We start from the raw sequence: 13,139 nt of genomic DNA on the forward strand, positions 1-13,139 counted from the left end.
GGACCCAGGCCAATGTTCAAACACGCCCAGCTGGAATCGGTAAAAGCCTGGCTAACGGATCCCGCCCATGGCGCACTGGCGCGGCACGTGCGCATCCAGCGGGCCATCCGCCAATTGATCCTTGAGGGTGCCCTGCCGGTCGGCAAGCCGCTACCGGCGTCGCGGTCGCTGGCCAGTTCGCTAGGGGTTTCAAGGGATACCGTGGAGTCGGCCTATAGCCAGTTGCACGCCGAGGGCTTTATCGAGCGGCGCGTGGGCAGCGGCAGCTTCGTGTCGCAACGGGCCCGCTGCCTGCCGTCGCGCAAGCGCCAGCGACCGGCACACAGCGAGGCCCCGGTGCAGTTGAGCCGCCGAGGTGAAGCGCTATTGCACAGCGGTGGCGTTCACAACTTCCAATCACCCCGCCCCTTCGCCCCGGGCGTGGCGGAAACCCGGCATTTCCCCCTGGCCGTCTGGGAGAAGCTGGAGCGGCAGGTGTACAAGGAATACGGCACCCGTGCCCTGGAACACAGCGAGCCACAGGGCATGCTCGCCTTGCGCAGCGCAATCGCCGACTACCTCAACCTCGAACGCGGCGCGCAGGCATCCGCTGACCGTATCCTGATCCTCACCAGCTCGCAGCAGGCCCTGGGCCTGTGCGCCCAGGTGCTCATGGACGCAGGCGACCGGGTACTGGTCGAGGACCCGCTGTACCAGGGCACCCGCAAGGCCATCAGTGCTGCCGGGCTGCAAGGCGTGCCGGTGCCGGTGGACGCGCACGGCTTGCAAGTGGATGGCATGGCCCAGCGGGCGCCGGATGCACGGGCGCTGTTCCTCACGCCTTCGCACCAATACCCGACCGGCGCCACCCTGTCGCTGGACCGGCGCCTGCTGGCCATCGACTGGGCGCACCAGCAGCAGGCGTGGATCATCGAGGACGACTACGACAGCGAATTCCACTACGCCGGCCGCCCCACCGCCTGCGTGCAGGGCCTGGATTCGCACGCGCGCACGCTGTACATCGGCACCTTCACCAAGTCGCTGGGCGCCGGGCTGCGCATCGGCTACCTGCTGCTGCCGCCCCAGCTCGTCGCGCCAATGACCGCCGCGCGAACGTTGCAGGATGGCCACAACGCGTCCGTCGCCCAGCTGACCCTGGCTCGGTTCATGGAAGACGGCCACTTCAACGCCCATGTGCGGGCCATGCGCAGCCTCTATGCCGAGCGACGCGACGTGCTGGCGGACCTGGTGCAGCGGCACCTGGGGGCGTTCCTGCGCCCACACGTGCCGGTGGGTGGGCTGCAGATGCCCTGCCATTTCGTTCAGGACTTGGCGGAAGACGCTGTGGTCAGGGCGGCACGCGGGGCGGGGATCGATCTGCTGGGGCTGGGCAGCTTGTATGCGCAGCCGAGGAACGATGCCGGCTTGCTGATGGGGTTTGCGGCACTGACGCCTGCTGAGATGAGGGAGGCGGTGGTGAAACTGGGGAAGGTGCTGGCAGGTTTGGTCACTTCGGGACGCTCGATTCGGTAGCCAGTTCTGCGCGAAACGAAATGTGGTAAACCAAACGCTGAAAACCGCCGCGAACACCAGGATCGGACAACGCCTATAATTCTTGGCGTAAAACCCAAAATACACACTTAACGCCTAGAGAATTAGGCTTTATTCAAGTAGCGAATTGTCCTTTCAAGGGCACTATACAAAGCCTAGAATCAGAGGCATTCAGGTCAATAACGGCGTTTTAAGCATAGGATCCCAGGCGTTATGAAAGCCATATCAATGACTGACGACGCTATCGCCAACGAGATCGGCCAACGCATTGAGGCTATCCGCCTGAAGCGTAATATTGGCCAGGACATCGTCGCCCATGAAGCCGGGATTTCCCGGGAGACCTACCGCAAGCTCACGGCAGGCAAAGGCACCCTGGTGAACGTGATTGCCGTCTTGCGAGTGCTGGGAGAGCTTGATCGTCTCGCCTCCCTCATCGAGGACGTCAGGACCAGCCCCGTGCAACTGGCAAAAATGCAGGGCAAGCAGCGGATGCGGGCGACCGTCACACGGGCTACACCTTCGGCGCCTGAACACGGAATCAGGACGCCTATCGGCAAGCCCACGCTCATTGGTGGCTCGAAACCCGACAAGGATGACAGCTGGTGATTGCACGGATCTATCTCTGGGATGTGTATGTAGGCGCGCTCAACTGGAACACGCAGACCCAGACCGGGGAGTTCGAATACACCCCCGAGTTCGTCAGGACGGGCCTTGAGATCTCACCGGTCCATATGCCGTTGCGCCAGGACTACACCTACGTGTTCCAGGGGCTGGACCGCGAAACCTTCAAGGGCCTGCCCTCGATCCTCGCCGACTCCCTGCCCGATGATTTCGGCAACGCGCTGATCGATGCCTGGCTGGCCCAGCAGGGGCGTGACAAGGCAACGTTTACCCCGGTCGAGCGCCTGCTGTACCAGGGCAAGCGCGGCATGGGCGCCCTGGAGTATCGCCCGGCGATGGCCACCGAGCGGGACAAGGGGGAGAGCATCCATATCGATGCACTGGTGCGCCTGGCCAGCGAGGTGTTGTCCGAACGCGAGTCGATCGCCGAGCGCCTGGATGCCAAGGACCCATCGCTGGACGACGGCGCCCTGCAGCACCTCATCCAGATCGGTACCAGCGCGGGCGGCGCCCGGGCCAAGGCGGTGATCGCCATGAATGCCGAAGGCGAGATCCGTTCGGGGCAGGTCACCGCGCCGCCGGGCTTCGAGTACTGGTTGCTCAAGTTCGATGTGGCCAAGGACTCGACCGTGCTGGCTGACTCACAAGGCTACGGGCGCATCGAGTACGCCTACCACCTCATGGCCAAGGCGGCCGGCATCACCATGACCGAGTGCCGATTGCTAGAGGAAGGTGGACGCGCTCACTTCATGACCCGACGCTTCGACCGCACGGCCGAAGGTGAAAAGATCCACGTTGCGACCTTGTGCGCACTCGACCACGCCGACTTCCGCAAGCCTGGCCAATACTCCTATGCCGAGGCCTTCGGGGTGATGCGCGCGCTGCGGATTTCCCGCGACGGCGCCGAACAGTTCTACCGCCGCATGGTGTTCAACCTGGTGGCACGTAACCAGGACGACCATACCAAGAACACGGCCTTCATGATGGACACCGACGGCACCTGGTACCTCACGCCGGCGTATGACGTGTCCTATTCCTACCTGCCTGGCAGCTTCTGGGTCGATAGCCACCAGATGACCGTGAACGGCAAACGCGACGACTTCACCCTCGACGATTTGCTGAGCGTGGCCAGCCAGGTCCGGGGGATGGATGCACGAGGGATCATCAAGGAAGTCTGTGAAGCCGTCGCACAGTGGCCGCGTTTTGCCAGAGAGGCCGGTGTACCCGCCACCGCCAGTAAGCGGATCGGCGAAGTTCATCGCCTGTACCTTGGAGAGGGGCTGTGAGCGAAGATCGTCTGCGACCCCCTTAAGGCATTAAGCAGGTAGGCTCGCCCACGCCACAAATCGGCATCTAAAGTGCCAGACAGGAAATCCTGTCGAACGTGGTCATGGGCGAGTTAATAATTAAGCGTAGCGCGGATTTCCAACGCTGCAAACGCAGGACCGAGCGCCGCTCCTCGCTAGCCGCCAGAGCTGTATTGAAAAACCCACCCCCCCTGTATCTATTGCCGTCTCTCCCTTCCCTCCACCATCCCTCCCACACTCCCCCGGATGGCTAAAGGAACCCGCATCATGGCTGCCCTGCTGCTGCAAATGTCCCCCATAGGCCTGGTGATCACCCTGATCCTGCTGCTGCGCCGCCCCCCCGTGCAGGCCGCGCTGGCCGGCGTGGCCGGTGTCCTGCTGCTGTGGGGCCTGGGCGTCGCGCAGCCGCTCTCGACGGCGGTGTCCGGCGCGATCCTGCAAGACACGCTGATCCTGTTTCTCAGCACCGCCGGCGTGATCGCCCCGGGCCTGGCCTTTGCCATTCTGGTCGAGCGCGCCGGCGCCCCGCAGGCTATCGGGGCCTGGGTACGGGAGCTGGGCTGGACGCCACCGATGCAGGTGATATTCATCGTCCTGGGCCTGGCGCCGCTGCTGGAAGCGATGACCGGGTTCGGGGTGTCGCTGATCGCTACCGTGCCATTACTGATGGGGCTGTTTTCGCGCCAGACGGGTATGAAGATGGCGTTGGCGGGGATGGCGGTGATGCCGTGGGGCACCCTAGGGCTGGCCACGGTGATCGGCGCGCTGCTGGCCCATGTACCGGCGCAGGAACTGGGCAGCCATTCAGCGCTGGTCAGCGCACCGGTGTTTCTCTGCCTGGCCGCCGTGGCACTGGCCTTGGCGGGGATCCGCAGCCTCAAGGCATGGCTAGGGCTGGCGGCGATCTCGCTGCTGTTCAGCACAGTGCTGTATACGGCCAATCGCTGGATCGGGCCCGAGGCTTCGGGGGTGCTGGCCGGGCTGGCGGTGGCCTGCACGGGCCTGGCGCTGTCCTGGGCGCGGCGAGGAACCTTGGTGCACTGGCCACGGGCAGCGTGGCCGTACCTGGCGTTGCTGGGGGTGATCGTCGCCTCGCGTGGGCTGTTCCTGGTCTCGGGCTGGGACGGCGGGTGGGTGGTGCACGGCGCCAATGTGGCGTGGAAGCCACTGGCCTCTCCGGGGCTGGCGCTGCTGCTGGTGGTGCTGGCGATGGCCACGCGCCAGGGCGGCGGCTTCCCGTGGCGGGCACTGTTCACCCGCGCACGGTTTCCGGTGGCGACGATCTTCCTGTTCCTGCTGCTCTCCCAGGTGATGGTCAAGGCGGGCTTCCTGGTCGAGGCGCAACGGGCCTTGCAGTCGCTGTCCGGCGTATCGCTGGCCGCGACGGTGTCGTTGCTGGCAGGGCTGGCCGGCTATGTCACCAGTTCCAATGTCGGCGGTACCACCTTGGTGATGCCCGCCATCGCGGCATTGTCCGACAGCCATGGTGCGTGGCTGGCCGCCATGGCCAACAGTGCCGCCGGGCACGGCGCGCTGGGCTCGTTGTCGATCCTGGCGCTGATCATCGGGCTGGCCGGTGCCAACCGCGACGAGGAGCACGGGCTGATCCGCTTCGGTTTTGCCCTGGTCGTGCTGAACATTGTCATCGTGGCTGCAACCGGCGTGGTTTTGCTCTACCTTTCGGGGGCCTGAACCTGACGCCACAAAGAGCCCCCATGGACCGCATTCCCAAGCCCGACAAGCGCTGGCACACCGTCAACGCCTGGCTGCTGCGCCAGATCGACAGCGGTGAATGGCCCAGCGGCATGCAATTGCCCTCGGTGCGCGAGCTGGCGCGGCTGTTCGACAGCAGCATCGCCACCGTGCAACGGGCCCTGGCGGAGCTGGAGGCCAATGCCTATGTGCAGGCCAGGCCACGGGTAGGCTATTTCGTCGCCAAGGGCGCGGCCCAGGTGCAGGGGTTCGACCTGGCCAGCGTCACCGTCAACGTCGACCACGCGGTGGTCGCCATGCTCGCCCAGGCGGCCAGCAACACCACGCTTTCGCTGAGCTCGGCAGTGCTGCATGACGAACTGGCCCCCCAGGTGCTACTGAGCAGATGCCTGGCGTCGCTGGCGAGCAAGGCCGATCTGGCGCTGGCCGGGCTGATCGCGCCACCCGGCCTGGCCTCGCTGCGCCGGCGTATCGCCGGGCTGATGCTGCAACGCGGCGTGGCCTGCGGGCCGGACGATATCCTGGTGACCTCAGGCGACACCGTGGCGCTGGAACTGGCCCTCGAAGCCGTCGCCCGGCCGGGCGCCACGGTGGCCATCGAGACACCCACCTACTACGGCATCCTGCAGACCATCGAACGCCTGGGGATGCGCGCCCTGCCCATTCGCACCCACGCCGACAGCGGCATGGACCTCGAGCACCTGGAGTGGGCCCTGAAGCGCGGGAAGGTCGATGTGGTGTTCCTCAACCCGACGCTGCAGAACCCCCGGGGCTTCATCATGCCCGACGCGGCGCGGGCACGGCTCTCACAGCTGGCGCAGGCGGCGGATGTGCCGATCATCGAGGACGACATCTTCTTCGACCTGGTGGACGAGGCGCAGCGGCCCAGGGCGATCAAGCACTACGACGTGACCGGGCAGACGATCTATTGCTCGTCGTTCTCCAAGACCGTGGCGCCGGGGTACCGGGTGGGCTGGTGCGTGGCCGGACGGTACCGGGATGCGATCCTGGCCCAGATGTTTTCACGCAACCTGGCGGTATCGAGCCTGGCGCAGCGGGTGCTGGATGAATTCATCGGGCGGGGGTACATGGACGAGCACTGCGCGAAACTGCGTGGGCGGCTGGCGGCGCAGGCCGGGGTGATGGAGGCGCTGGTGCGCTCGGTATTTCCGGCGGGGACGCGCTATGTGGCGCCTCGGGGCGGCTTCATCCACTGGGTCGAATTACCGCGAGGGACAGACATGCTGGCGCTGCAACGGCTTGCCGCGGAGCGTGGCTGCAATGTGGGCGCAAGCGGGATGTTCTTTGCCGATGGGGAATGTGGCACTGGGTTGCGGGTGTGCCTGGGGCGGGTGATTACGCCGCAGGTGATGGGCGGGTTGAGGGTGCTGGCGGAGTGCGCTGGCCTTTCAAGGCCTTGATTGAGCTTGAGGTACTTGGGGCCGCTGCGCAGCAGCCCCAGGTTCCGGAATCAAGCCAGATGCGCCTGGCTACGCAAGTGCTCGGCCAACATATCGATAAAGGTCCGCACCTTGGTCGAACCATATTTGCTCTCGCGATGCAGGATATGGATCGGCCACGGCGCCTCCTCGTATTCGGCCAGAATCACCTGCAAGCGCCCGGCCGCCACTTCGTCCGCCACCTGGTACGACAGCAGCCGGGCGATCCCCAGCCCGGCACTGGCCGCGGCGATGGCGGCGTCGTTGCTGGTCACGGTCAGGCGCGGCTTCATGCGGATCAGCGTCGGGTCGTCGATGGCGCCGAAACGCCAGTCCGTGCGAGGTGACAGCGTCCCGGCGGCGATGACTTCGTGCTTCTGCAACTCCGAGGGATGGCGCGGCGTGCCGTGGCGTTCGAGGTATACGGGCGAGGCGCACAGCAGCCGGCGCATCTTGCCCACCCGCAGCGCCTTCAGGCCCGAGTCGGGCAACTGGCCGATGCGCACGGCCACGTCCATGCCCTCCTCCACCAGGTTCACCACGCGGTCGAGGAAGAACGCCGAGACGTCCACCTCGGGGTACTGCTGCAGGTAGCGCACGATGCAGGGCATGACGAACTTCTTGCCGAACAGGATCGGCGCGGTCACCGCCAAGTCGCCCTTGGGCGCGGCGTTGATGCCGGCGGCGGCTTCGTTGGCTTCGACAATGCTGGCGAGGATATGCCGGGTGTCTTCCAGATAGCGCCCGCCGGCCTCGGTCAGGCGCACGCTGCGGGTGGTGCGCAGCAGCAGCTTGACCCCGAGCTGTTCCTCCAGGGCGCTGACGGCGCGGGTCACCGCCGCCGGCGAGATGGCCAGGCGGCGAGCGGCGGCGGCGAAGCTTTCCAGCTCGCCCACGGCCACGAACACTTTCATCAGGTGGATCTGGTCCATGCCGCGCCCCACGCGTTGTCGTCGAGCGATTATCGCCGTGGTCACGCTAGAGCTCCAGTACCAGGGGCTGCACGCCTTCCTCGGCCTGGGCCGGAATCGCGCAGCAGATCAGCACGCTACCGGCTTCGGGCAGTTCGGCGGGCGGGTTCGGATAGTGGACCTGGCCGCTGACCAATTTGGTCTTGCAGGTGCCGCAGGAGCCACCGCGGCAACTGAAGTCCGGCGACAGGCCGCGGCGCTCCGCCAGTTCCAGCAAGGTGCCGCCCCCGGGCGCCCAGCGCGCTTCCTTGGCGGAGCTGGCGAAGTACACCGGCACCGGTTCGCTGGCGGGCGGCGGTTGTTGCAGGGTGGACTGGTTGTCGTCGTTGTGGCGACGCAGGGTCGAAGGGCCGAAGGCTTCGGCATGGATGCGGGCATCCGGTACATGCACCGTGCGCAGGCCTTCGTAAAGGTCCTGGGTGAAACTGGCCGGGCCACAGAGGTAGAAGTCGTAGTCGTCCAGCGGCAGCGTGGCCTTGATCTGCTCGATGCCCAGGCGGCTGGCGAACACATAGTCGCGGCCCTGCACGGCTTGGGGTTCGGGCAGGCTCAGGGCGCGGTGAATGCTCAGCAGGCCACCGGCGTGCTGCTGGAGCTCGGCAAGCTCGTGCTGGAACGGCAGGTCGGCCAGCGTACGGCCACCGTGGAACAGGTAGATGCGCCGCCCCAGCCCCAAGGCCAGTTGCTCGCGGAGCATGGCGATCAACGGGGTGATACCGACACCAGCACCGACCAGCACGAGGGGCCGGTCGCTGGTGTGATCCAGGGTGAAACTGCCCATGGGCAGGCGCACCTGTAAAGGGTCGCCGACCTTCAGTTGCTGGTGCAGATAGCGTGACGCCGGCCCCTGCGCCTTGACGCTGATGCGCAGGTGGCCATCGGACGGCGCACTGGACAGGCTGTAGGTGCGGATCAGCGGTGCCTCTCCATCAACCTGCAAGCGCACGGGAATATGCTGGCCGGGTGCGAAGGCCACCGCCGTACCCTCCTCGGGTTGCAGGTAGAACGAACGGATATCGCGGCTTTCCTGCTCGATACGCAGCACGCGCCAGGTCAGCCATTGGCGCTGGCGCTCACGTTGTTGCAGGCGCTGCTCGGCTTCGCCCCAGGTGCCGGTCATCAGGCTGGTAGGGGCGTATTCCTGGAAGGCCCAGCGCAACGACACCGCAGCCGGGCGGACCACCACTTGCTCGATGTCCAGGGTCCAGATCCGCTCGGCCCCCTCGAAAGCGCTGATCAGCGGGCTGTCGAGAATGACCTCGGTACGCCCGGAAACCTGCAGCACATCGCCCGTGGTGAAGTCGATGAACAACAGGCCGGCAACCGGGTTGACCAGCAGGTTGCCGAGGGTGTTGAAATGCAGGTTGCCGGCATAGTCGGGAATGGTCAGGCGATTGCCTTCGACCCTGACGAAACCGGGCCGGCCACCGCGGTGGGAGACGTCCACGGCACGTTGGCCGTTTTCCTGCTCGACGTAACTGGCGACAAAGAAGGTATCGGCGTTTTCGATCATGGCGCGGGACGCGGCATCGAGTGTCGATGAATCCCGACGCGCCTGCGGCGGTTCATCGACGCGGGTGTATTCGCGCAGCTGGATGTACTGGGGGCAGTTGCCGAACGATTGCTCGACCACCACCTCCAGCTGGCCGGCGCCTGCCCGACGGATCACGCCATTGAGGCGATTGCGCCGCCGCGTGTGCAGCTCGATCCCCAGCAAGCCAATGGCACCGCCATCCACCAGGCCCGGCGTGGCCGGGTCATCAGCGGCAGGCGCGGTGCCGATCAGCAGTTGCCGGGGATCGGGCGAGCTGACGAAGCCTTCCGCGCCTTCGAGCAGCGTCGCCCAAGGGGTGCCAGCAGCATCCACGGCAGCGGCCACCAGGAACGGCAATTGCTGGTAGAACGCGCGATGCTGGTCGGGCATGAAGTCGCGGATGACCTTCTGGCCGAACACCTCCATGCGCTCTGCAACACCGACTTGCTCCTGCAGCCGTTTTTCACCTGCATGCCAGGGCGATCGCATGGCGGCATTCCTCTGGGTTCAGAGCGTGGTCTGTAAACCGATGACGGTGCGTGGCATCGGCACGAAGCCCGGCAGCGCCTCGATCCGGGTCAGCCAAGCGCGCACGTTGGGGTACGGTTCCAGCGACACATTGCCTTCCGGCGCATGGGCGATGTACGAGTAATTGGCGATATCGGCGATGGTCGCCTGGTTACCGACCAGGAACGGGCCTTTGGCCAGCTCGGCGTCGATCACCTTGAGCAGGGTGTGGGCACGGCCGATGACTTCATCGGTGTTGAACGAGGCGCCGAATACAGTCACCAGGCGGGCGGCAGCCGGGCCGAAGGCCAGCGGGCCTGCCGCCACCGACAACCAGCGCTGCACACGGGCGGCGCCGACCGGATCTTCGGGCAACCAACGCTCGCCGCCATAGGCCTTGGCCAGATAGACGAGGATGGCGTTGGAGTCGGCGATGACGATGCCGTTGTCGTCGATCACCGGCACCTGGCCGAAGGGGTTGATGGCGAGGAATTCAGGCTGCTTGTGCTCACCCTTGGCCAGGTCGACGAAGACCAGCTCGGTAGGCAGTTCGAGCAGTGACAGCATCAGCTCGATACGGTGGGCATGGCCGGACTTGGGGAAGTTGTAGAGCTTGATCGGGCTTGGCATGTTCTGGGCTCCGGATCAGCGCCGGGAGTGGCGCTGCTGGAGAACATGCTGCACTGGATCGGCAGGCAACAGAATCAGTGCTGGGAGCAATCCAGTATTTCGGCAGGTGGAATAATCACAATCGCGGGGCAAGTCGGGTCGCCGCATCGCCGCTCCCACGCGCCCGCGGTTGCGATCTCAATGCCGGTGCTGTTTCTGGTACTGGTACACCCCCCGCGCCGCCTCGACCACCAGCGGTACACAGGCCTGGCGCTCATCGAAGCTCATCGAGTCGAGCAGCTCGAAGTTGTCCTCCAGACCATGCAGCGAAATGGCCTTGAGCAGACGATCCTGCTCCGGCGGCAGCTCGCTCCACTCGGCCACTTGCGTGCCGCGCATGTAGCCGAAGCACCACTCCTCGAGAATGATCGTCGGGCCCTCTTCGCTCTCGCCCTCTTCGAACATCGGCTCGAAGCCCTCGAGGTCCGTGGCCAACTCTTCGGCCACCTGGCTGGCATAACGCAGCATCAGCGCGGTATACGCTTCTTCATGGGCAGGCTTCTTGAACTTGGGCACCTTGCCACCGGCGACAGAAGGCAGCCATTGCTCAGGGATGACCTTGCTGGGGGAGCTGGCCAGCGCAGTGAAGAAACCGTTGAGCTCGGCGAGGTTGAGTACCGAATAATCGTTGCCGTAGGTGATCAGCAGGTCTTCGAGGCGGTCGAGTTCTTTTTCGCTGAGCGCGGGGAGCATGGGGTGGGTGTCCTGGGTAAATGTGCGTGCACCCTAGCATAGGCAACGCCTGCCCGCTCCCTTCATGGGAACGGGCATCGGGCTATTGCTGCAGCCACTGCGCCAGCTCGGCCTGCCGCCCGCTACCGGCCAGCAGCCACAACAAGAGCCGACATTTGCGCGGGCAAAGCCAGCCGGCCATGTGCAGGCCGCGGGCCTGCAGGTCGATCTCGCCGCCGACGAACCCGTAGGTTCCCCGGGCTGTCGGGCCATTGCCGGTGCGGGTGGCGATAATCACTGGCATGGTGTCTGCGACCTCCTCCAAAGCCTCGGCCCAGGCTTCGCAGACATGGCCTGCGCCAAAGCCGGCAACCACCAGCCCTGAATAGCCCATGCCACCAAGGGCTTGCAGCAGCCGCGTATCGGCATCGAGACAGGCCTCCAGCAGCACGACCTGGTGACCGACCTGCGCCGGCAGGGGCAACACCCAGCGTGGCGCGGCAGCCTGACGATAGATGGGACAGCCCTCCACCACTTCCCCTATCGCCCCTGCGCCAGGCGATTCGAAAGCCGCCATTGCCAGGCTGGCAGTCTTGCGTACCCGGGCGGCCGAGTGAATCTGGTCGTTGATCACCACCAGCACGCCACGCCCCCGGCTGCCATCGGCTATCGCAACCTGCACTGCCGCCAGCAGGTTCGCCGGACCATCTGCGCCCGGCTGGCAGGCCGAGCGCATGGCGCCGGTCATGATCAGCGGAGTGTCATGGGGCCAAAGCTGATCGAGGAAATACGCGGTCTCCTCCAGTGTATCGGTGCCCTGGGTAAGCACCACGGCCTGGGCCCCGGCTTGCACTTGTGCGTTTGCCCAGGCCAGCGCATCCAGCATGTCGGTGAATGCCAGGGAGGCGCTCGGCACCAGGCACAACGTGGCGGTGCTGATCTGCGCCAGTTGCTGCAACTGAGGCAGGGCACTCAACAGCGCGGCACAGTCGAGCCGGGGTGTCACACCCTGCCCCGGCGCCCCGGATTGCATGCTGACCGTACCGCCCAGGCTGCCGATGGAAACACGTGGTGCTGTCATGGGTTACCTCCCGCAAGCAGACCAACCAGGGGCACGATACCCAGGGTGCTGATGGCCATGGACAGGACATTGCCGATATAACCGTGCATGTAGCTTGGCAGGCGCTGGCTGATTGCCACGGCAAGCGGTGGCGCGATCAGCGCGCCGAGCACTGCGCTGGCGATGATCACCTGCCAGCTGCCACCCAGTGTCAGCACGGCGGCGGGCACGATCGAGACGATGGGAATATAGGTCGGATACCAGCCCCGCTCCTTCCATTGCCGTCGCCAGAACAGCACACCGACCAGCGATGCCAACCCCTGCCCGGCCACCATCTGCAGCACCAGTTGCGATCCGTAGGCCGGTGCCGCCGGGGCCAATACATAAGCCAGCAATACGCCCAGCAGCAAGCCGAGGCTGGCCAGTTCATTGCCAAAGAACGGCGCTTCGCTGAAATCGGCCAGTACCCGACGCAGGGTCCAGGCCACGCCATAGTCCGGCTGGCTGGCTGTCGCTACGAGCGCAGGGCGCTGTCCATCGCGAACCAGCACCGGGAAGCGTTTGCACAGCAGGAACGCCAGCACACTGGCCAGGGCCATGCCACTGACATTGCCGATCACCACCGGCAACTGCAGCGGGTAGCACAGGTAGTTGACCAGCAGCAGGCTGGCCGGCGTCACCAGCACGGCACCGAGCAGCGCGCCATTGATCGCGACGCGCCAACCGCCGCCAAACAGCAGGACCATGGCCGCCGGCAGCGAGACGAAGGCGACGAAGGTCGGCTGCCAGGTACCACCGTCCAGCGTCCAGCCCCACAACGCATGGCTGAGCAGTAGGCCGAGCAGCGAGCTGATAATCAGCCAGGGCCACAGCCCAGTGCCGTAGCAGATGGCGAAGCCCTGCCAGCGATGCCCACGCTGCTGGGCCCAATGCGCAAGGCTCGCCCCCAGCAGCAGCCCCAGTGCCGGCAACTCGTGCTTGTAGAAGGCGACCTCACTGATATCGCCGACCATCCAGCGCAGCCTGCTCAGCGGCTGGTCGAGGGTTGCGACGAGTTGCGCATAATCGGGCCATCCACCCAACATCAGGCTGGCAACGCAAAGCAGCGCGAGGCCC

At 65.5% G+C, this 13,139-nt stretch carries 11 protein-coding genes; 5 read left to right on the plus strand and 6 right to left on the minus strand.

The features are described 5' to 3' along the window. Positions 1 to 12 precede the first annotated feature (12 nt). From pdxR to KHO27_RS15900, 5 genes are all read left to right on the plus strand, one after another. Entirely contained in the window at positions 13 to 1,512 is a 1,500-nt protein-coding gene (gene pdxR, locus KHO27_RS15880) for a MocR-like pyridoxine biosynthesis transcription factor PdxR (RefSeq protein WP_214500466.1), read from the plus strand. 246 nt (positions 1,513 to 1,758) lie between these two features. Continuing rightward, positions 1,759 to 2,136, plus strand: a complete 378-nt coding sequence (locus KHO27_RS15885) for a helix-turn-helix domain-containing protein (protein WP_178082022.1) — start codon at positions 1,759 to 1,761, stop codon at positions 2,134 to 2,136. Further along, positions 2,133 to 3,437 (plus strand): type II toxin-antitoxin system HipA family toxin, encoded by a 1,305-nt coding sequence (locus tag KHO27_RS15890; protein WP_102685186.1) that lies wholly within the window; start codon positions 2,133 to 2,135, stop codon positions 3,435 to 3,437. The genes KHO27_RS15885 and KHO27_RS15890 overlap by 4 nt, the downstream gene beginning before the upstream one ends. 288 nt (positions 3,438 to 3,725) lie before the next feature. Further along, positions 3,726 to 5,150 carry an L-lactate permease gene (locus tag KHO27_RS15895; protein ID WP_214500467.1) on the plus strand — a complete coding sequence of 475 codons (1,425 nt, stop codon included), beginning with the start codon at positions 3,726 to 3,728 and terminating at the stop codon, positions 5,148 to 5,150. A gap of 23 nt (positions 5,151 to 5,173) precedes the next feature. After that, complete coding sequence (locus KHO27_RS15900) at positions 5,174 to 6,592, plus strand: aminotransferase-like domain-containing protein (protein WP_214500468.1); 1,419 nt, start codon at positions 5,174 to 5,176, stop codon at positions 6,590 to 6,592. A 50-nt stretch (positions 6,593 to 6,642) separates the two neighbouring features. On the opposite strand, the gene KHO27_RS15905 is transcribed toward KHO27_RS15900, so the two are convergent. From KHO27_RS15905 to KHO27_RS15930, 6 genes are all read right to left on the minus strand, one after another. Beyond that, the gene (locus KHO27_RS15905) at positions 6,643 to 7,542 is read right to left on the minus strand and encodes a LysR family transcriptional regulator (RefSeq protein WP_214501992.1); all 900 of its coding nucleotides are present in this window, start codon (positions 7,540 to 7,542) and stop codon (positions 6,643 to 6,645) included. A gap of 46 nt (positions 7,543 to 7,588) precedes the next feature. Continuing rightward, positions 7,589 to 9,604 carry a 2Fe-2S iron-sulfur cluster-binding protein gene (locus KHO27_RS15910; protein WP_214500469.1) on the minus strand — a complete coding sequence of 672 codons (2,016 nt, stop codon included), beginning with the start codon at positions 9,602 to 9,604 and terminating at the stop codon, positions 7,589 to 7,591. 18 nt (positions 9,605 to 9,622) lie between these two features. Then, the gene (locus tag KHO27_RS15915) at positions 9,623 to 10,252 is read right to left on the minus strand and encodes a glutathione S-transferase family protein (RefSeq protein WP_214500470.1); all 630 of its coding nucleotides are present in this window, start codon (positions 10,250 to 10,252) and stop codon (positions 9,623 to 9,625) included. 177 nt (positions 10,253 to 10,429) lie between these two features. Further along, complete coding sequence (locus KHO27_RS15920) at positions 10,430 to 10,984, minus strand: UPF0149 family protein (protein WP_214500471.1); 555 nt, start codon at positions 10,982 to 10,984, stop codon at positions 10,430 to 10,432. A gap of 82 nt (positions 10,985 to 11,066) precedes the next feature. After that, on the minus strand, positions 11,067 to 12,044 hold the full coding sequence (locus KHO27_RS15925; RefSeq protein WP_214500472.1) for an asparaginase: 978 nt from the start codon (positions 12,042 to 12,044) through the stop codon (positions 11,067 to 11,069). Continuing rightward, complete coding sequence (locus tag KHO27_RS15930; protein WP_232968190.1) at positions 12,041 to 13,108, minus strand: hypothetical protein; 1,068 nt, start codon at positions 13,106 to 13,108, stop codon at positions 12,041 to 12,043. Before KHO27_RS15930 ends, KHO27_RS15925 begins: the two co-directional genes overlap by 4 nt. Between the last annotated feature and the right edge of the window lie 31 nt (positions 13,109 to 13,139).

The sequence above is a fragment of the Pseudomonas sp. RC3H12 genome, assembly GCF_018596375.1.
GTDB lineage: Bacteria > Pseudomonadota > Gammaproteobacteria > Pseudomonadales > Pseudomonadaceae > Aquipseudomonas.